At 70.2% G+C, this 18,739-nt stretch carries 20 protein-coding genes; 10 read left to right on the forward strand and 10 right to left on the reverse strand.

Going from position 1 to position 18,739, the window contains the following annotated elements:
• Window positions 1-6: 6 nt before the first annotated feature.
• Genes leuS through holA form a run of 3 tightly spaced genes read left to right on the forward strand, consistent with a single transcriptional unit; the run spans window position 7 to window position 4,045 of the window.
• On the forward strand, window positions 7-2,508 hold the full coding sequence (gene leuS, locus FHY03_RS10375; protein WP_183930623.1) for a leucine--tRNA ligase: 2,502 nt from the start codon (window positions 7-9) through the stop codon (window positions 2,506-2,508).
• Entirely contained in the window at window positions 2,505-3,035 is a 531-nt protein-coding gene (gene lptE / locus FHY03_RS10380) for an LPS assembly lipoprotein LptE (protein ID WP_183922541.1), read from the forward strand. Before leuS ends, lptE begins: the two co-directional genes overlap by 4 nt.
• Window positions 3,032-4,045 carry a DNA polymerase III subunit delta gene (gene holA / locus FHY03_RS10385; protein ID WP_183930625.1) on the forward strand — a complete coding sequence of 338 codons (1,014 nt, stop codon included), beginning with the start codon at window positions 3,032-3,034 and terminating at the stop codon, window positions 4,043-4,045. The genes lptE and holA overlap by 4 nt, the downstream gene beginning before the upstream one ends.
• Before the next feature lie 314 nt (window positions 4,046-4,359).
• On the opposite strand, the gene FHY03_RS10390 is transcribed toward holA, so the two are convergent.
• Genes FHY03_RS10390 through FHY03_RS10415 form a run of 6 tightly spaced genes read right to left on the reverse strand, consistent with a single transcriptional unit; the run spans window position 4,360 to window position 9,895 of the window.
• Window positions 4,360-5,280 carry a ParB/RepB/Spo0J family partition protein gene (locus FHY03_RS10390; protein WP_183930627.1) on the reverse strand — a complete coding sequence of 307 codons (921 nt, stop codon included), beginning with the start codon at window positions 5,278-5,280 and terminating at the stop codon, window positions 4,360-4,362.
• Window positions 5,277-6,059 carry a ParA family protein gene (locus FHY03_RS10395; RefSeq protein ID WP_221190119.1) on the reverse strand — a complete coding sequence of 261 codons (783 nt, stop codon included), beginning with the start codon at window positions 6,057-6,059 and terminating at the stop codon, window positions 5,277-5,279. The genes FHY03_RS10390 and FHY03_RS10395 overlap by 4 nt, the downstream gene beginning before the upstream one ends.
• The gene (gene rsmG, locus FHY03_RS10400) at window positions 6,059-6,667 is read right to left on the reverse strand and encodes a 16S rRNA (guanine(527)-N(7))-methyltransferase RsmG (RefSeq protein ID WP_183930629.1); all 609 of its coding nucleotides are present in this window, start codon (window positions 6,665-6,667) and stop codon (window positions 6,059-6,061) included. Before rsmG ends, FHY03_RS10395 begins: the two co-directional genes overlap by 1 nt.
• Entirely contained in the window at window positions 6,664-8,376 is a 1,713-nt protein-coding gene (gene mnmG, locus FHY03_RS10405) for a tRNA uridine-5-carboxymethylaminomethyl(34) synthesis enzyme MnmG (RefSeq protein WP_183930630.1), read from the reverse strand. Before mnmG ends, rsmG begins: the two co-directional genes overlap by 4 nt.
• Window positions 8,377-8,386: 10 nt before the next feature.
• Entirely contained in the window at window positions 8,387-9,661 is a 1,275-nt protein-coding gene (mnmE, locus tag FHY03_RS10410; protein WP_183930632.1) for a tRNA uridine-5-carboxymethylaminomethyl(34) synthesis GTPase MnmE, read from the reverse strand.
• Window positions 9,662-9,895, reverse strand: a complete 234-nt coding sequence (locus FHY03_RS10415; RefSeq protein ID WP_183922528.1) for a DUF6489 family protein — start codon at window positions 9,893-9,895, stop codon at window positions 9,662-9,664.
• 121 nt (window positions 9,896-10,016) lie between these two features.
• Between FHY03_RS10415 and FHY03_RS10420 the strand changes: the two genes are divergently transcribed.
• Window positions 10,017-10,709, forward strand: coding sequence for a dienelactone hydrolase family protein (locus FHY03_RS10420; protein WP_183930634.1), 693 nt, complete (start codon window positions 10,017-10,019; stop codon window positions 10,707-10,709).
• Between the two features lie 7 nt (window positions 10,710-10,716).
• Here FHY03_RS10420 and FHY03_RS10425 read toward each other — a convergent pair whose 3' ends face one another.
• A complete protein-coding gene (locus FHY03_RS10425; protein ID WP_260158874.1) occupies window positions 10,717-11,241 on the reverse strand; it encodes a thiamine phosphate synthase in 525 nt (174 codons plus the stop codon).
• 22 nt (window positions 11,242-11,263) lie between these two features.
• Here FHY03_RS10425 and FHY03_RS10430 point away from each other — a divergent pair, with 22 nt between their 5' ends.
• Complete coding sequence (locus tag FHY03_RS10430; protein ID WP_183930636.1) at window positions 11,264-11,944, forward strand: YggS family pyridoxal phosphate-dependent enzyme; 681 nt, start codon at window positions 11,264-11,266, stop codon at window positions 11,942-11,944.
• A complete protein-coding gene (locus tag FHY03_RS10435) occupies window positions 11,941-12,660 on the forward strand; it encodes an HAD family phosphatase (RefSeq protein WP_183930638.1) in 720 nt (239 codons plus the stop codon). The genes FHY03_RS10430 and FHY03_RS10435 overlap by 4 nt, the downstream gene beginning before the upstream one ends.
• Here the strand turns inward: FHY03_RS10435 and pdeM are convergent.
• Window positions 12,622-13,299 (reverse strand): ligase-associated DNA damage response endonuclease PdeM, encoded by a 678-nt coding sequence (pdeM, locus tag FHY03_RS10440; RefSeq protein WP_183930640.1) that lies wholly within the window; start codon window positions 13,297-13,299, stop codon window positions 12,622-12,624. The genes FHY03_RS10435 and pdeM overlap by 39 nt on opposite strands.
• A 104-nt stretch (window positions 13,300-13,403) precedes the next feature.
• Between pdeM and FHY03_RS10445 the strand changes: the two genes are divergently transcribed.
• The gene (locus FHY03_RS10445) at window positions 13,404-13,892 is read left to right on the forward strand and encodes an MmcB family DNA repair protein (RefSeq protein ID WP_260158875.1); all 489 of its coding nucleotides are present in this window, start codon (window positions 13,404-13,406) and stop codon (window positions 13,890-13,892) included.
• Between the two features lie 236 nt (window positions 13,893-14,128).
• Here FHY03_RS10445 and FHY03_RS10450 read toward each other — a convergent pair whose 3' ends face one another.
• Complete coding sequence (locus tag FHY03_RS10450) at window positions 14,129-14,734, reverse strand: ankyrin repeat domain-containing protein (protein ID WP_183922514.1); 606 nt, start codon at window positions 14,732-14,734, stop codon at window positions 14,129-14,131.
• Between the two features lie 75 nt (window positions 14,735-14,809).
• On the opposite strand from FHY03_RS10450, the gene FHY03_RS10455 reads away from it, so the two are divergent.
• Genes FHY03_RS10455 through FHY03_RS10465 form a run of 3 tightly spaced genes read left to right on the forward strand, consistent with a single transcriptional unit; the run spans window position 14,810 to window position 16,561 of the window.
• On the forward strand, window positions 14,810-15,400 hold the full coding sequence (locus FHY03_RS10455; protein WP_183922512.1) for an SCO family protein: 591 nt from the start codon (window positions 14,810-14,812) through the stop codon (window positions 15,398-15,400).
• Entirely contained in the window at window positions 15,388-15,831 is a 444-nt protein-coding gene (locus tag FHY03_RS10460) for a YcgN family cysteine cluster protein (RefSeq protein ID WP_183922510.1), read from the forward strand. The genes FHY03_RS10455 and FHY03_RS10460 overlap by 13 nt, the downstream gene beginning before the upstream one ends.
• A gap of 7 nt (window positions 15,832-15,838) precedes the next feature.
• Complete coding sequence (locus FHY03_RS10465) at window positions 15,839-16,561, forward strand: YgjP-like metallopeptidase domain-containing protein (protein WP_311721362.1); 723 nt, start codon at window positions 15,839-15,841, stop codon at window positions 16,559-16,561.
• Here FHY03_RS10465 and FHY03_RS10470 read toward each other — a convergent pair.
• Window positions 16,507-18,696 (reverse strand): transglycosylase domain-containing protein, encoded by a 2,190-nt coding sequence (locus tag FHY03_RS10470; RefSeq protein WP_183930645.1) that lies wholly within the window; start codon window positions 18,694-18,696, stop codon window positions 16,507-16,509. The genes FHY03_RS10465 and FHY03_RS10470 overlap by 55 nt on opposite strands.
• Window positions 18,697-18,739: the final 43 nt, after the last annotated feature.

Genomic DNA, 18,739 nt, shown 5'->3' on the forward strand with positions numbered 1-18,739 from the left:
CCCACGATGGCGTCACGCTTCAACGCGCTCAAGGCCGACACGCACTGGCAGCAGGTGTGGGACGAGTCGCATACCTTCTCGGCGCGCGACGACAGCCCCAAGCCGCGCAGCTACGTGCTCGAGATGTTCCCCTATCCCTCGGGGAAGATCCACATGGGGCACGTGCGCAACTACACGATGGGCGACGTGCTCGCGCGCTTCCGGCGGATGACGGGGCATGAGGTGCTCCACCCGATGGGGTGGGACGCCTTCGGCATGCCGGCCGAGAATGCCGCGATGGAGAAGAAGGTCCATCCCGGCGAGTGGACCCGCCAGAATATCGCGGCGATGAAGGCGCAGCTCAAGCGGCTCGGCTTCGCGCTCGACTGGTCGCGCGAGCTCGCCACCTGTGACCCGAGCTATTACGGCCACGAACAGGCGCTGTTCCTCGACTTCTACCGCGCCGGCCTGGTTTATCGCAAGGAATCGGCGGTCAACTGGGACCCGGTCGATATGACCGTGCTCGCCAACGAGCAGGTGATCGACGGGCGCGGCTGGCGCTCGGGCGCGCTGGTCGAGAAGCGCAAGCTGTCGCAATGGTTCCTGCGCATCACGCGCTTCGCCGACGAGCTGCTCGACGGCCTCGGTTCGCTCGAGCATTGGCCCGACAAGGTCCGGCTGATGCAGGAGAATTGGATCGGCAAGAGCCAGGGGCTGCAGTTCCGCTTCGCCCTGAGCGACGGCGACAGCGTCGAGGTCTTCACCACCCGGCCGGACACGATCTTCGGCGCCAGCTTCGTCGCGGTCGCGGCGGACCATCCGATCGCGCAGGCGCTCGCCGCGCGCGATCCCGCGGCCGCCGCCTTCATCGAGCGCTGCAAGCAGGGCGGCACCACCGCGGCCGAGCTCGAGACGCAGGAGAAGCTGGGCTACGACACCGGCCTCACCGCGGCGCACCCGCTCGGCGCGGGCGAGCTGCCGGTGTACATCGCCAACTTCGTGTTGATGGACTATGGCACCGGCGCGGTCTTCGGCGTGCCCGCGCATGACCAGCGCGACTTTGAGTTCGCGAGCAAATACGGGCTACCCATCCGGCGCGTCGTCGCCGACGGCGAGCGCACCGATCCCGCCTTCGACGGCAGCGAGGCCTATACCGGCCCGGGCATGCTGGTGAACTCGCACTTCCTCGACGGCCTCGCGGTGGAGGAGGCCAAGCGCGTCGTGATCGAGCGCGCCGAGCGCGAGGGCTGGGGGCAGGGCTCCACGGTGTACCGCCTGCGCGACTGGGGCGTCAGCCGCCAGCGCTACTGGGGCACGCCGATCCCGATCATCCACTGCGCCGCCTGCGGCGAGGTCGCGGTGCCGCGCGAGCAATTGCCGGTGGCGCTGCCCGAGGACGTCAGCTTCGACGTGCCGGGCAACCCGCTCGAGCGCCACCCGACATGGAAGCATGTCGACTGCCCGCAGTGCGGCGGCGACGCGTTGCGCGACACCGATACGCTCGACACTTTCGCGGACTCGTCCTGGTATTTCATCCGCTTCGCCAGCCAGCCCGAGGATCGCCCGTTCGACCGCGAACAGGCCGAGCGGTGGCTGCCGGTGGGGCAATATATCGGCGGGGTCGAGCATGCGATCCTCCACCTGCTCTACGCGCGCTTCTGGACGCGCGCGCTGCGCCACGTCGGGCTGATCGACCTGGCCGAGCCGTTCACCGGGCTGTTCACCCAGGGGATGGTGACGCACGAGACCTACAAGGCGCCGGACGGCCGCTGGCTCGCGCCCGAGGAGATCGGCGGCGGCGTCGAGCTCGCCACCGGCGGGCCCGTGACGGTCGGCCGCGTCGAGAAGATGTCCAAGTCTAAGAAGAACACGGTCGACCCGGCGCCGATCGTGGATCAATATGGCGCGGACGCGGTGCGCTGGTTCATGCTCTCCGACTCGCCGCCCGAGCGCGACCTGGAATGGAGCGAGAACGGCATCGAGGGTGCGTGGCGCTTCGTCCAGCGGCTGTGGCGGCTGTTCGACGCGCTGGGCGAGGGCGCGGCCGGCGAGGGTACGGACGCCGCGCTCGACCGCAAGCTCCACCAGACGATCGCGGGGGTCGCCGCCGACGTCGAGGCGCTGTCGTTCAACAAGGCGGTGGCCAAGCTGTACGAGCTCGTCAACGCGATCGAGAAAGCGGCGCCCTCGGCCTCGCGCGACGGCGCGGTGCGCACGCTCGTTCAGTTGGTCGCGCCGATGGTGCCGCACATCGCCGAGGAGGCCTGGGCGCTGCTCGGCGGCCAGGGGCTGGTGGCCGACGCGCCCTGGCCAGCGGTCGATCCCGTGCTGCTGGTAGAGGACGAGGTCACCGTCGCGATCCAGGTCAACGGCAAGCTGCGCGACACGCTGACGCTGCCGAAAGGGCTCGCGCGCGAGGACGTCGAGGCCGCGGCGCTCGCCAACGACAAGGTGGCGCGACTGCTCGAGGGGCGTGTGCCGCGCAAGGTGATCGTGGTGCCCGACCGGCTGGTCAACGTCGTCGCATGACCCGCGCGCTGCCCGGCTTCTTCCTGCCCGGCCTGATCGTGCCGCTGTCGCTCGCGCTGGCGGGCTGTGGGCTCAAGCCGCTCTACGCCGGGGGCACGTCCGGCCCGGTCGCGGCGACGCTGGGCAGCGTCGACGTGGCGCCAATCCAGGGGAAATCGGGCTGGCTGATGGCCAACGCGCTGCGCGACCGGCTCGGGGCGATGGGGCAGGGCGGCAGCGCCGCCAGATACCGGCTCACCGTACGGCTCGACGATGATATCGTCGGCCTCGGCACGCGGACCGACGATTCGATCGCGCGCGAGCGGCGGACCTTGCGTGCGCGCTACCAGCTGATCGACGCCGCGCAGGGCACGGTGGTGGTCGACGCCACCGCGGGCTCGGATGCGGGGATCGACGTGGTCGGCTCGGAATATGCCACGATCGCCGCCGAGAACACCGCGCTGGAGCGACTGTCCGAGACGGTGGCCGACCAGATCGTGGCGCGGCTGGCGCTCTATGCGCGGCGGACGCAGCCGCCGGCACCATGAAGGCGACCGAGGCGCGGCTCATCGCCGCGCTCGACCGGCCACCGGCGGACCTCCGCCTCTATCTACTCCACGGTCCCGACGAGGCGACCGCCCAGGCCCATGTCGCGCGCTTGGGGCGGGCCCTGGGGCAGGGCGCTGAGCGCGTCGATCTCGATGGTGCGACGCTGCGCAGCGATCCGGCGCGTCTCAGCGACGAGGCGGCGGCGATCTCACTGTTCGGCGATCCTCGCTACATCCGCGTCACCGGCGCGGGCGAGGAGGTGCTCGAGGCGATCGCCGCGTTGCTCGATCTCGAGCGGGCGGGCAACCCGGTCGTGGTGATCGCGCCGTCGGTCAAGGCGACCGGCAAGCTGGTCAAGGCAGCGATCGACTCGGATCGCGCGCTCGCCTTCGCCTGTTATCCCCCCAACGCGCGCGACGCGGCCGCGGTCGTGGCCGAGCTGGGCCGCTCGGAGGGGCTGCGGATCGCGCCCACCGCCGTGCAGCGCATCGTCCGCGCGAGCGACGGCGATCGCGCGGTGATGGCGCGCGAGGTGGAGAAGCTCGCGCTCTACCTCGACGCCGCGCCGGATCGCCCTGCCGACGCCGACGAGGAGGCGCTCGACGCGATCGGTGCCGATATCGCCGAGGGGGAGATCGGCGACGTGGTGCTCGCCGTGACCGGCGGCGACGTACCCGCGCTGGTCGAGGGGCTGCGGCGGATGGCTGGGGCGGACAGCTCGCCGATCCCGCTGCTGCGCGCGCTCGGTCGGCGACTGCTGTCGCTCGCGGACATGCGCGCGGCGATCGACTCGGGCGAGGGGGTCGATCAGGTGATGAAGCGGCACCGCGTCTTCTGGCGCGAGGAGGCCAGCACCGCGACCGCGCTGCGGCGCTGGCGCGTGCCGGCGCTCGCGGCGGCGCTCGCGGCGGCACGGCGCACCGAGCGCGAGGTGATCGCCGCAGGGCCGGCCGGACGCGTGGTGATGGAGACCTTCCTGCTGCGGCTTGCGCAGCGGGTGGCGCGCTAGGGGAGGCGTGGGCCGCGGTAGCGGGGCGGGCGGGGATGGCGCACGGGCCGCTCCGCCATCCGAACCAAACCTCGCGGCGCGCATGCGGTCGTCTAGCGCATCATCCCCACGTTCGATGCACGAGCGTGCTCCTGCCCGGCCGGGAGCCCAGCGATCCGAACGTTTTCCGGGCCCCCTGGGCTCCGGCGTCCGCTGGCGCGAGCTTCAGCCTTAAGGGATCAAACCGACGTGCTGCGGGCGCTGAGTCCGCGGCGATGGCTCCGGCGCTCAACGGAGCCTGGTGGGAGTTGAATGGCGCGAATGAGGCGCCTCGATCAGATCCGTTCGCCGCTCAGCCGCTGGCACACCATGTCGAGTTGCTCCAGCGAGCTATAATCGAGCGTGATCGAGCCGCGGCCGTCCTCGTTGAACGCGATATGCACCTTGAGCCCGAGCAGGTCGGCGAGCTGGTTCTCCAGCGCGGCGATATCGGCGCTACCCCCACTCGTCGGCGCCATCGCGCGCGCGCCGCCGGGGGTCGTGCGGGGCGCCGCGCTGCCACCGCGCTTGTCGGAACTGGCGAGCTTCTCGGTCTGGCGGACCGAGAGACCCTGTGTCACGACCTGATCGGCCAGTGCGATAGGGTCCTCTGCGCTGACCATCGCACGCGCATGCCCCATCGTCAGGGTGCCGCTCACGACGCGCGACTGGACCTCATCGGGCAGGTCGAGCAGGCGAAGCAGATTGGCGACGTGGCTGCGCGACTTGTGCACCGCGCGGGCGAGCGCGTCCTGCGTGTGGCCGAACTCGTCGATCAGCCGCTGATAGGCGCGCGCCTCCTCGATCGCGTTGAGATCCTGCCGCTGGATATTCTCCAGCAGTGCGATCTGCAGCGTCTCGCTGTCGCTATATTCGCGGACGACGACCGGCACCTCATGCAGGCGGGCGCGCTGCGCCGCGCGCCAGCGGCGCTCGCCCGCGACGATCTGATAGTCGTGACCGTGCGGGCGCACGATGATCGGCTGGATCACGCCGCGTTCTGCGATTGAGGCGGCGAGCTCATCGAGCGCGGCCTCGTCGAAGTGGCGTCGCGGCTGCTCCGGGTGCGGCGCGATCGCCGAGACCGGAATCATCCGCACCGCGCCACGCGCCGGCGCCTCGCCGGCGTCACGCTCGTCCTGCGCCACGTCACCCAGCAGGGCGTTCAGCCCGCGCCCGAGACCGCTGCGCGCGCGTCGCGCTCCTGCATCACTCATGCTGCTACATTCTCCTCTCGCGGCAGACGCTGGATCAGCTCACGCGCCAGTGCGATATAAGCTTCCGAGCCGCTACAGCGATGATCATAGATCAGCGCCGGCAGGCCATGGCTCGGCGCCTCCGACAAGCGGACGTTGCGGGGTATAACGGTGTCGAACACAACCTTGCCGAGCACTGCCCGCACGTCCGCCGAGACCTGCTCGGTAAGCCGGTTGCGACGATCGTACATCGTGAGCGCCACGCCCAGGATCGAGAGCGAGGGATTGAAGCGCGATCGGATCCGCTCGACCGTGTTGAGCAGCTGGCTGAGCCCCTCGAGCGCGAAGAACTCGCACTGGAGCGGAACAAGGAGCGCGTCGGCCGCTACCATCGCGTTGATCGTGAGTAGGCCGAGCGAGGGTGGGCAGTCGATCAGCACGACATCCCAGCTCCGGTCGGCGCAATCGATCGCGCGGCGGAGGCGGTGCGTGCGATCACTCGACTCGACGAGCTCGATCTCGGCACCCGACAGGTCGACGGTCGCGGGAATGACGTCGAGCTGAGGGATACCACTCGGTACTGCTGCCTCGGCCAGCCCGGCGTCGTCGAGCAGTACGTCATAGGTCGAGCGCTCGCGCTGCGCCTGCGCGATGCCAAGCCCAGTGGAAGCATTTCCCTGAGGGTCGAGATCAATCAGCAAGACCCGATGGCCAGAGGCGGCCAAGGCCGTCGCGACGTTGATCGCGCTGGTAGTTTTCCCGACGCCGCCCTTCTGATTGGCAATGGCGATGCAGAACATCAGACAGATACTCCGTCAGCGATGACGATGAGTGATTCAGCGTCAGTGAGACTGTGTTCCACGTGGAACACACCCTGCCATCGAGAGCGAGCGAGATCAATCTCGGCGGCACCGCTGCGGCCACGCGGTAGAACGAGCCGCGTGCTCGCGTCGCGGAGGTGGCGGGTCATGCCGAGGAGATCCTCGAGAGAGGCGACTGCGCGCGCTGAGATCACCGCGAACAGGTGAGGGGGGAGGGTCTCGGCTCTACCCCTCACAACGTTCACGTTGGTGAGTCCAAGCTCGCTGACGGCGGCGGTGAGAAACTCGACGCGCCTGGCGCGCGGTTCGACCAGGGTGACCGATCGCTCACTCAGCAGCGCGATGACCATACCGGGGAAGCCGGCTCCGGTGCCGACGTCCAGCCAGTCGCCCGTGCGTCCGGCAAGGAGAAGAAGCTGGGCGGAATCGAGCAGATGGCGTGACCACGTCGTCGCCACGGACGAGGGGGCGATCAGATTCTGTCTCGCGTTTTCCTCGATCACCAGCGCCCCGAAGCGATCAAGCCGTCGCGCCGCGGCCTCGTCAAAGCGGGTGACGACCCAAGCCCGCGCTTCTTCCTCGGTCATGCGCTTTTCCGTGCGTGCAGCCAAAGAGCCGACAACGCCGCGGGTGTAATACCCCGCACCCGGGACGCCTCGTCCAAGGTCGTCGGGCGTGCGATGCTCAGACGTTCGATCATCTCTGTAGAAAGGCCGGGTACGGCGTGCAGCGTCTCGGGCGACGGAATGGTGACATCGCGATCGGCGCGCATTCTGGCGATCTCCGCGGTCTGTCGCTCGAGATAGGGTGCGTAGCGCGCGTCTTCCTCGACCTCGCGATACACGTCGGGATCGATCTCCCGTCGGTCTCCGGCTCTGGCACGAACGCGCATCTCCTGCCGCCGCTCGAACGATGCACGCCGCTGCTCCCGTACCGCTCCCGCCGCGACACCGAGCCCGGTGAGCCGCGTCTCCGCGTTGTCCGCCCTCAACGCGAGACGGTACTCGGCGCGCGCAGTGAGCATCCGGTAGGGTTCACTTACACCCTGCAGCACCAGATCATCTACCATGACTCCCATATAGCCGGCCGCGCGATCACAGACGAAGGAGTCGAGCGAGAGCGCGTGCGCTGCCGCGTTGAGTCCGGCGATCAAACCCTGTGCGGCGGCTTCCTCATATCCCGTGCTCCCGTTGATCTGACCCGCACAGAACAGACCGGGAAGGTCGTGCAGCCCCAGTCGGTGATCCAGTGAGCGTGGATCGAGATGATCATATTCGACCGCATAGCCGTAGGTGGTGATGCGGGCACGTTCGAGCCCGGCGATCGTCGCGATCAGCCGCTCCTGAATGCCGCGCGAGAGCGAGGTCGAGATGCCATTGGGGTAGATGACGTGATCATCCAACCCTTCAGGCTCAAGGAAGATCTGGTGTCCGTCGCGGTCGCCGAAGCGGTGCACCTTGTCCTCGATCGACGGGCAGTACCGCGGGCCGCCACCCTCGATCGCACCGGCGAAGAGGGGAGAGTCAGAAAGCCCGGCGCGAATGACGTCGTGCCCACGCTCGTTGGTGCGCGTGATCGCGCAGGAGAGCTGGGGCAGGAACCGGCGAGGGCATGGCAGAAACGACATGCGCCACATGTCTTCGTCGGTCGATTGACGTTCGAGCCGGCTCCAGTCGATCGTTCGACCGTCGAGCCGCGGGGGTGTTCCCGTCTTCAATCGCGTGATCGGAAGATCCATCGAGCGGAATTGCTGGCTCAACCGATGACTCGGCCGTTCGTCGATGCGCCCGCCGTCAAGCCGCTCGGTCCCCCGAAAGAGCCGCCCACCGAGGAACGTGCCGGTAGCAATCACCACGGCGCGACCTCGAACCGAAAGACCGCTGTCAAACCGAACGCCGGCGATCGAGCCGCCTATCGTCTCCAACTCGATCGCCTCGTCTTCGATGATCGTCAGCGAGGCGTACTCACGAAGCTGCGCCTGGACCGATCCTCGGTATAGTCGTCGATCGGCTTGAACCCTAGGTCCCTGTACCGCGAGGCCTTTAGACCGGTTGAGCATTCTTCGATGGATCGTGGCATCGTCGGCAGCGACGCCCATCAGGCCGTCCAAGGCATCGATCTCGCGGACCAGATGCCCCTTGCCGACGCCACCGATCGACGGGTTACATGACATGACGCCGATCTGCGCGGCACGTTGTGTGACGAGAAGGACTGCTGCACCGCGGCGCGCGGCGGCTGCGGCGGCTTCGGTGCCGGCGTGACCGCCGCCGACCACCACAACATCATAGTGTTTCACGTGGAACAACTCATTTGCCGAGGCAGAAGCGTCCGAACAGCGCGTCTAGCATCGCCTCGGTCGCCTCCAGTCCCACTAGACCTGCGAGGCGCCGTCGCGCAACGCGCAATTCCTCCGCGCTTACGAGCGGATCGGTGTGATGCAGTGAGCGCGTGAGCGCGCTAGCGATGTCGTTGACTGCGCCCCGCTGCGCTTCTCGTAAGGCAATCTCGGAAGTGAGCGCCAGCTGTTCGCGCCCCGTTGCGGCAAGGAACTCCCACAGACGGTCGATTGATTCAGGCCAGTGTGTCGACACAGAGATGTCTGCGTTGCGGCTGAGCGCCAAATCGGCCTTGGCCGCCACCCGTACCGCACCTGGCGGCGCTGAACCGCTTTCGCCGAGCCACAGGATGACGTCGGCCCGAGCACTCAGCGCGCGCGCACGTTCGACACCGATCTGCTCCACAACGTTTTCAGTGGCATCGGTGAGCCCCGCGGTGTCACACAGACGATAGGGTATCCCCGCGCGGATCACTTGTGCCTCGATTACGTCGCGGGTTGTACCGGCGATCGGCGTCACGATCGCCGCGTCCCGACCAAGGAGCGCATTGAACAGGGATGACTTGCCCGCATTCGGCGGCCCGGCAAGTACTACCATTAAGCCATCGCGCAGCCGCTCTACCGTCGGTTGCGCGAGCAACCCGACCATCTCGTCACGTACGGCCATGACGATCGCGCGCCACGCATCGGCGTGGCCGCCGCTCACGTCCGCCTCTTCGTCATAGTCGATCGCGGCCTCAACTATGGCAGCTGCATCGCTGAGCGCGCGCATCCAGCGAGCGAGCGTCTCGCCCAGTCCGCCGTCACTTGCCGCCAGCGCGGCACGCCGCTGATCCTCGGTCTCTGCTTCGAGCAGGTCGGCGAGCCCCTCCGCCTGATGGAGGTCGATCCGACCGTTCGTCAGGGCTCGGCGCGTGAACTCGCCCGGTCTGGCCTGACGGAGTTTTGGCTGAGCGGCGAGCGCGGCGCCGACGGCCGCGACTACCGCCCGGCCGCCATGAAGATGTAGCTCGACGAGGTCCTCACCCGTCGCGCTGTTTGGCCCGGGGAACACCAGCACCAACGCGCGGTCCAGCGGAGTGCCGTCGCCGCCGCGCAGTGTTCGCACGCCGGCGCGACGGGGTGGGGGCAGCGCCCCCGCCAGCACCGCTGCCGCCGCCCGCGCGTCGCGACCGCTGACTCGCATGACCGCGATCGCCGCGGGCGGCGCGCCGCTCGACAGCGCGTAGATCGTGTCATCGCCCACTCAGCCCGACTTGCCGTTGTTGGCTACGAAAAGCTGGCGCCAGAAATCCATTCCAGCGTCGCCCACGGGGGTCCAGCTGCGCATCATCGCCGCCACGGTCTCGGGCGCGACGCGGCCGTCGAGTGCCTCGCGCATGCGCGAGAGGTACAGATCGTGCAGCGGAGTAAGATCGGGCAGGCCCATCATCCGGCGCGCCTCCTCGGGGGTGCAGTCGAGCTCGATCGTCACCTTCATCGCCGCGGCTCCTTGAGCGCGCCCGATGGGCGCGATAGCGTGGCGCCGCTTATGCCCGGGATCGTCGAGGCTCCGCAATGTCCGCGGGGCAGCGCGCCGGGCGCCAGGAGAGAGCCCCCGCATGACCGCCCTCGCTACCATCACCGCGCTCGACGGCGGTGACATGCCCGCCTATCGCGCCGATCCCGCCGGCACGCCGCGCGGCGCGATCGTCGTGATCCAGGAGATCTTCGGTATCAACGCGGGTATCCGCCGCAAGTGCGACACGCTGGCGGAGGCCGGCTATCTCGCCGTCGCGCCCGATCTGTTCTGGCGGATCACGCCGGGGATCGAGCTCGATCCCGATGTCGCGCCCGAGATGGAGCGCGCGCTGTCGCTGATGGGCGATTTCGATCAGGACGGTGGCGTCCGCGACATCGAGGCGGCGATCCGCTACGCGCGCGCCGAGAGCGGCAGGAAGGTCGGTGCGGTCGGCTACTGCCTGGGCGGTCGCCTGGCCTATATGACCGCGGCCCGCACCGACATCGACGCCAGCGTCGGCTATTATGCGGTGGGGATCGACGGTCTGCTCGGCGAGAAGCATGCGATCGCACGCCCGCTGCTGCTTCATATCGCCGGCGCGGACGGGTTCGTCGACGCGACGACGCAGCGGGCGATGCACGAGGGGCTCGACGATCACCCGCGCGTGACGCTCTATGACTATGCCGGCGAGGATCACGGCTTCGCGACCGAGTTCGGCCAGCGTCGCTCGAACGCCGCCGCCGAGCTGGCGGACGAGCGTACGGCCGCCTTCTTCGCCGAACATATCGGCTAAGGCGCGCTCAGCCGGTGGGCCTGCCCCAAGCGTCGATTGCGGCATAGCCGGCGAAGCCGAGCGCGCGCAGCCGGCGGTGATAGCGGCGCTCGTCGACCCCGCCGAGCGCGATCGCCGCGACGGGCAGCCCGCGCGCGATGGCGGCGGCGCGGAGCGGACCCAGCGCGCGCGCGCCTGGGTGCGATCGCGTGGCGAAAACGGGTGAGACGAAGACGAGCGTCGCGCCCGCCCGAAACCCCGCGATGGCTTCGCGACGCGTATGCGCGGGCCAGGTCACCAGCCCAGGTCCGCGCCGTCCGTGACGTCCGCGCTCGCCGCGGAAGCGGGGCGCGCCCGCGCGCACCAGTACCAGCCCGCGGCGGCGCGCCACTGCCGCGACCCGCGCGAAGAGCCGCGCTCGCTCGGGCGTGGGAGTGGCGTGATGGCGAAAGACGATCCCGCCGCCGCGCGGCAGCCGCTCCAGCGCGCGCCATAACGCCTCGCCCTGGCGCTCGTCGGTCATCAACCAGCGGTCGGGGTGGCGGGCACGCATCGCGCCACCTATAGCGCGGGGCATGATCCAGGACGACCTCTCCCGCGACGCCGAGGCGCGGCTCGCCGCGGTGCGCGACCGTATGGCGCATGCCGCCCGCGTCGCGAGACGCGCGCCGGCCTACGTGACGCTGATCGCGGTATCGAAGACGCATGACGCCGCGGCGATCCGCCCGCTGCTCGTCGCCGGGGTCCGCGACTTCGGCGAGAACCGCGTCCAGGAGGCGCAGGCGAAATGGCCGGGGCTGCGCGAGGACTATCCCGACGCGCGACTCCATCTCATCGGGCAGCTGCAGTCGAACAAGGCCGCCGATGCGGTCGCGCTGGCGGACGCGATCCACTCGGTCGACCGGCCCTCGTTGGTCGAGGCGCTGGCGCGCGCGATTGCGGCGCAGGGCCGTGCGCCCGACTGTTTCCTCCAGGTCAATATTGGCGCCGAGCCGCAGAAGGGCGGCTGCGCGATCGCGGAGCTGCCCGCGCTGCTGCGCCAGGCGCGCGACGCCGGCCTGCCGGTCGCCGGATTGATGTGCATCCCGCCCGCCGAGATCGAGCCGGCGCCCTATCTCGCGCTCTGTGCCAAGCTCGCGCGCGACCTCGACCTGAAGGGACTGAGCATGGGCATGTCCGACGATCTCGAGACCGCGGTGACGCTGGGCGCCACGTACGTGCGAGTCGGCTCGGCGCTGTTCGGGGCGCGGCGATGAGCGCCGCGTCGCCAATCGAGGCGCTGCTGTTCGATTTCGACGGCGTGCTGATCGAGAGCGAGGCGAGTGGCAACCGCCACCTCGCCGATTATCTCACCGCTGCTGGCCATCCGACCTCGCCCGAGCAGGCGATGGCGCAGTTCATGGGTCTGTCCGGCACCGACTTCACCGGCGCGGTGGAGCGCTGGATCGGGCGCCCGCTGCCCGCGGACTTCCGCGCCGCGCGCCAGGCCGAGGACGAGCGTTGCCTGATCGAGGGGATCGCCGAGGTAGCGGGGGCGGCGGCGTTCGTGCGGTCGCTACCCGCCGAGCTGCCGCGTGCGGTGGTGTCGTCGAGCCGCGTGCGCTGGATCCGCACGCACCTCCAGCATCTCGGATTGCTCGAGTCATTCGGTGGCCATCTCTATTCCGGCGCGGAGCATGTCGCACGCGGCAAGCCCGCGCCCGATCTTTACTGGCATGGCGCGGCCCGGCTGGGCGTGCCGATCGAGCGCTGCGCGGTGATCGAGGACTCGCCCGTCGGCGCGACCGGGGCGGTGGCGAGCGGCGCCTATGTCATCGGGCTGGTCGCGGCGTCGCATTGCGGGCCCGATCACGCCGAGCGGCTCCGCGCGATCGGGGTCGACGCGATCGCACGCGACTATGACGAGGTCGCCGCGCTGCTGAACCGGCTGCGCTCAGGCGGCGAGCGGGAAGCGCAGCAGCCGATCGGGTAGAGCGACCAGTGCCTCGGCGGGACCACCCGCGGCGCGGACGATCTCGGGATGGGTCGCGTCGAGGCCGCCGGTGAGCGCCCCGAAGGCGGGAAGGATCAGCTTGCGCGGGCCGGCGATGAAACAGCGCCGCGCCACCAGCTTGCCGCGCACGCGCACGCGCAGCTTCGGATGGAAATGGCCCGACAGTTCGGGCCGCGTCTCGCCGCGCGCCGCCTCGTGGCGCAGCACGACCCCGTCCACCAGCGCCTCGTCGGCCGTCTCGCCGCCGCAGCGGTCGACGTAGACACGGTCGTGGTTGCCCGTGATCCAGGTCCAGCGCGTCGCGGCGGTGAGGCGGGTGAGCAGGGCGCGGGCGTCGGCGGGGAGGCGGTCGCATCCCTCGACGTCGTGGAAGCTGTCGCCCAGGCACCACAATTCCGCCGGCGCGAGCGAGTCGACCAGCGCGGCCAGGTCGGTCAGGGTCGCGATCGAGTCATAGGGTGGCAGCATCTGCCCGCCGCGCGCATACCAGCTCGCTTTCTCGAGGTGCAGGTCGGCCACCAGCAGCGCACGTCGCGCCGGCCAGTAGAGCGCGCCTTGCGGCAGCGCGCACCAGTCGTGCCCGGCGAAGGCGAGAGCGGCGAACGGAACGGGAACCATCGCGTCGTCCATGCCCGAGGCGGCGCGCGCGTTCAACCACTTGCATGCACCCGCCGACGCTTCGGGGCTTTGCCAGCGTTCGCGGGATGTTCTATCATGGGCGCATGCTCACCACACCCGAATCCTGCGTCGACGCACCCGGTGCGATGTGTGCCGCCGATGTCGCGCGCGGCGTGACGCGGATGCTGCTGCGCCACGAACTCACCGCGATCGCCGAGGTGCCGCTGGATGGCGGACGGCGCGCCGATCTGATGGCGCTCGACCAGCGCGGGCAGCTGGTGATCGTCGAGATCAAGGTGTCGCGCGCCGACCTGCTCGGCGACGCCAAGTGGCAGGACTATCTCGCGCACTGCGACCGCTTCTACTGGGCGGTGCCGGCCGGGTTCGACGCCGCGCCGATCGACGGCGCCGCCTTCCTGCCCGAGCGTACCGGGCTGATCGTCGCTGACCGCTACGACGCCGCGATCGTGCGGGAGGCGCGGACCGAGCCGTTGCCTGCGCACGTGCGCAAGCGCTGCACGCTCGCCTTCGCGCGCCGCGCCGCGCGCCGGCTGATCGCGGCGCACGATCCCGAGGCGGTGCAGGGCTTCTGAGCCGCGGATGCCGGGGTCGCGAGCGTCACCGGTCGGCCGTCGACCCTCAGCGCACGCGCGCTCTTCCGTCATCCCGACTTGTGCCAAGCCCTCCCGTCCGCGCCCCTACAGGCTGGTGGGTCCGTGGCACCGTGGATCCCGGAACAAGTCCGGGACGACGCAAGGAGGGAAGGGCGGGGGCGGCGCCGCGTCCCGGCCGATGGGCCGACGAACGCCCTCGCGCCCCGCTCCGCCGCTCACATCCGCGGGCCGGCCACCGCACGCTGGGTCTTGGCCGGCGTCTCGTCGAGCACCTTGGCGATCGCGGTCGAGCGCGTGTCGCGCTTGGCATAGTCGCGCGCGGACATGCCCGCGACATTGTCGGGCTGGTCCGGGTTGCCTCCTGCCGCCAGCACCGCGCGTACCAGGGACAGATCGCGGCGCTGCACCGCGCGGATCAGCGGGGTCTCGCCGCTGCCGTCGGCGAGATTGGCATTGGCCTTGGCGTTGGCGAGGATCTGCACCATCTCGGGCTGTCCGGCCTGGACCGCGAGCATCATCGGGGTCTCGCCCTCGCGATCGCGCAGATTGGGATCGGCCCCCTTGGCGAGCAGGTAACGTAGATAGGCCGAGTCACCGCGCTTGACCACGATGTGGAGCGCGCCCTCGCCGGTGGTGACATCGCGCGTGTTGATGATCGTCTGGCCGGGCTGGTCGAGCGTCGCGATCACCGCATTGCCGTCGCCCTTCCGGATCGATTCGAGGAATTTGTAGCTCTGCGACTGCTGCTGCGCCGCGGCGGGGAGGGGGAGGGTGCCGAGCGGGAGCAACAGCGCGGCGGCGGGGAGCAGGCGGCGGATCATGGGTCGGGCGGTCTCGCGTCGGCGGAGCGGAAAGGGTTGCGGGCAGCGCTATAACCCATCACATCTGCCGCCACCATGAACATGCGTCGTCACCTCGCCGCCGCGCTCGCGCTCGGGCTGGCCGGAGCGGCCGCGGGCTGCTCGAGTGAGCCGGCCGCGACCCCGCCGCTCGCCGGCGCGCGCATCGGCGGTGCCTTCGCGCTGACCGACCAGGACGGGCGCGCGCGGACCGACCGCGACTTCGCCGGCCAGTACCGCATCGTCTATTTCGGCTATACCTTCTGCCCCGACGTCTGCCCCACCGACGTGCAGAACATCGCCGCGGGGCTGCGGCTGATCGAGAAGAGCGACCCCGCACTGGCCGCGCGGATCACGCCGATCTTCGTCACGGTCGACCCCGCGCGCGACACGCCCGCCGCGCTCAAGCGCTTCGTCTCGGCCTTCCACCCGCGGCTGGTGGGGTTGACCGGCACGCCGCAGCAGATCGCCGCCGCGACGAAGACCTTCGGCATCTATTACGCCCGCGGCAAGGGCAATGAGGACGGCTATCTGATGGACCATAGCCGCCAGATCTATCTGTTCGATCCGCAGGGCAAGCCGCTGGCACTGCTGCCCGAGGGGCCGCCGCAGGCGATCGCCGAAGAGGTGACGCGATGGGCGCGCTGACGGGGCGTTTCTGGGAGGACGTGCCGCTCGACCGGCTCGACCGCGCGCAATGGGAGGCACTGTGCGACGGCTGCGGCAAATGCTGCCTGCACAAGCTGGAGGACGAGGACACCGGCGAGCTGGTCGCCACCAACGTCGCCTGCCGCCTGCTCGACCGACGCAGCGGGCAATGTTCCAACTATCGCCACCGCCGCGCCTATGTGAGCGAGTGCGTGCGGCTGACGACGAGCAACGTCGACTCGATCGACTGGCTGCCCTCGACCTGCGCCTATCGCCTGCGCGCCAACGGCGAAGCGCTGCCCGACTGGCATTATCTCGTCAGCGGCGACCGCGAGGCGGTGCACCGTGCGGGCGAGTCGGTGCGCGGCTGGACGATCAGCGAGGACGACGCGGGCGACCTCGAGCATCATATCGTCGACCGGGAGCTGTGATCCGGCGGTGACCGGCGCGACGATCCCCGCGGACTCGATCGAGCTGGTCCGTAACGCGCGCGCGCGGCGGACGAAGCTCTCGTTCGATCCGACCAGCGGGCGCGTGCGGCTAACGCTGCCGCCGCGCGCCTCCGCCGCCAAGGCGCTGGCCTGGGCGGTCGGGCAACGCGCCTGGCTCGACGCGCAGCGCGCGCTGCTGCCGCAGCCGCGACCATTCGTGCCCGGCGCGACGCTGGAGGTCGACGACGCGGCGCTGACGATCGTCTGGCAAGAGAAAGCACCGCGGCTGCCGCGGGTCGAGGGCGACCTGCTCACCGTCGGCGGCCCGGCCGAGATGGTCGAGCGGCGCGTCGCGGCATGGCTGCGGCGCGCCGCGCTGGCGCTGCTCGAAAAGGATACCGCGCATTATGCCGCGCTCGCCGGCGTGACGGTCAGCGCGGTGAGCGTCGGCGACCCGCGCGGGCGCTGGGGCAGCTGCGCGCACCACGGCGCGATCCGCTACAGCTGGCGGCTGGTGCTGGCGCCGCGCGCGGTGCGCCGCGCCACCGCGGCGCACGAGGTGGCGCACCGCGTCCACATGGATCATTCGCCGCGCTTCCACGCTCTGGTCGCCCAACTCTACGGACGCGACCCCGCGCCCGAGCGCGCCTGGCTACGCGCCAACGGCGCCGCGCTTCATTGGTACGGGCGATCGCCCGACGGGTCGCCTGAGGTCGCGCGCGGCGGCTGAGCGCGCGGCGGGGCGCGGTCGCGGCCCTGATCGCGCTGGGGCCGACCGGTCACTCGATCGAGCCAGTCCTGGTCGAGCCTCTGCGCCGGCGCCTGTGGCGGCGCGTCACGCGGGTCGGCACCGTCATCCTGTCCGGCATCGTCCTCGCGCCCGCGCGGCACCGGCTGCACCACCGGCCGCTCGGGGCCGAACACCGGCGCCTGCGGCTCGGCCGGTGCACCCGGATCGATCGCGAGGCCGTCGTCGCCGACGAAGCTGCTGTTGTCGGGCGCGCCATAATAGCTTTCGGCGTCGGGCTCGAGCTGCGCCTCGGGCAGCGTCACCTGCGTGTCGAACTGCTCGATCGGGCGATTGGCTACCGCCTGGCGCATGAACTGCGCGAAGGCGCGCGCCGGCGCGGTGCCGCCGTGCAGCCCGCCGACCGGCTTGGCGTCGTCGCGGCCCATCCACACGCCGGTGGTCAGCCCCGAGGAGAAACCGAGGAACCAGCCGTCCTTGCTGCTGGTGGTGGTGCCGGTCTTGCCCGCCACCGGGCGGCCGATCTGCGCGGCGCGGCCGGTTCCGGTGTTGACCGTGGTCTGGAGCAGGTCGATCATCTGCGCCGCGACGTTGGGCGCGACCAGCACGTGGCTGCGATCGACCTCGTGGCGGTAGATCTCCTCGCCCTCGGCGGTCACCCGCGTGATCCCGAACGGCGTCACCGCCACGCCCTTGTTGCCGACGCTGGCGAAGGCGCGGGTCATGTCGATCACCCGCACCTCGGAAGTGCCGAGCACCATCGAGGGATGGGTGTTGACCGCGGTGGTGATGCCGAAGCGCCGCGCCATGTCGGCCACCGTCTGGAAGCCGACCGCATAGCCGAGCTTGGCCGCGATCGTGTTGAGCGAGAAGGCGAAGGCGGTGCGCAGCGTGACCTCGCCCGAGAAGCGGCGCGAGTCGTTGCGCGGGCTCCAACCGTCGATCGTCACCGGCTCGTCGACCTCGCGGTCCTCGGGCGTACGCCCGGCCTCAAGCGCGGAGAGATAGACGAACAGCTTGAACGCCGAGCCGGGCTGGCGCTGCGCCTTGGTGGCGCGATTGTAGTTGGAGGTGACATAGTCGGTGCCGCCCACCATCGCGCGCACCGACCCGTCGCGATCGAGCGCGACCAGCGCGCCCTGCGCGCCCGCGGGAGCGTTGGCGCGGACCGCCTCGTCGGCGGCGCGCTGCATCGCCGGGTCGAGCGTGGTCCAGACCTCGAGCGGCCGCTCGGTCTCGTCGATCAGCAGCTCGAGCTGGGGCAGTGCCCAGTCGGTGAAATAGCGCACGCTGTTCTGCCGCGGCGCGGGCGCGAGGCGGACGTCGTTGGGATCGGCGGCGGCGGCCTGGCTCGACGTGATGAAGCCGTTGCGCACCATCTGCTGGATCACCACGCCGGCGCGACCGACCGCGGCCTCGGCGTCGGCGGTGGGGGAGTAATTGGACGGCGCCTTGACCAGCCCCGCGATCACCGCCGCCTCGGTGAGGCTCAGCTGGCTCGCGCCGTGGCCGAAGAACTTCCGGCTCGCGGCGTCGATGCCGTAGGCGCCGCCGCCGTAATAGACTTTGTTGAGGTACAGCTCGAGGATCTGGTCCTTGCTGAACTTGCGCTCGAGCGCGAGCGCCAGGATCGCCTCGCGGAACTTGCGACCGAACTTTTTCTGGTTGTTGAGAAAGACCGTGCGCGCGAGCTGCTGCGTGATGGTCGAGCCGCCCTGCACCCAGTGGCCGCGCTCGTAGCGCACCCCGACCGAGCGGGCGATCCCGATCGGATCGACCCCGACGTGGCTGCGGAAGCGTCGGTCCTCCACCGCGATCGTCGCGTCGGTCATCACCGCGGGAATACGATCGTAGCTCAGCCACTGGCCGTAGCTCGGCCCGAGCGAGACCAGCACGCTGCCGTCGGCGGCGTGGACGCGCACCATCTGGCCGTTGGGAGAGGATTTGAGCGACTCGAAGCTCGGCAGTTGCGAGCGCGCGATATACACCGCCACGACGAGCGCACCCACCGCGAGCACGGCGAGCGCCAGCAGCGTCTTGAGCGCGACGCTCAGCCGCCGCCGCCACGGGGAGCGCGCCGGGCGCGAGCGGGAAGTGCGGGAGGGGGCGCGGGCCATGGCGTCGGCCCTGGCGGATAGTGGCTTGAGCCAGGCTTAACAA

This window comes from Sphingomonas sp. BK345 (assembly GCF_014193845.1).
In the GTDB taxonomy this organism is placed as follows: Bacteria; Pseudomonadota; Alphaproteobacteria; order Sphingomonadales; family Sphingomonadaceae; genus Sphingomonas.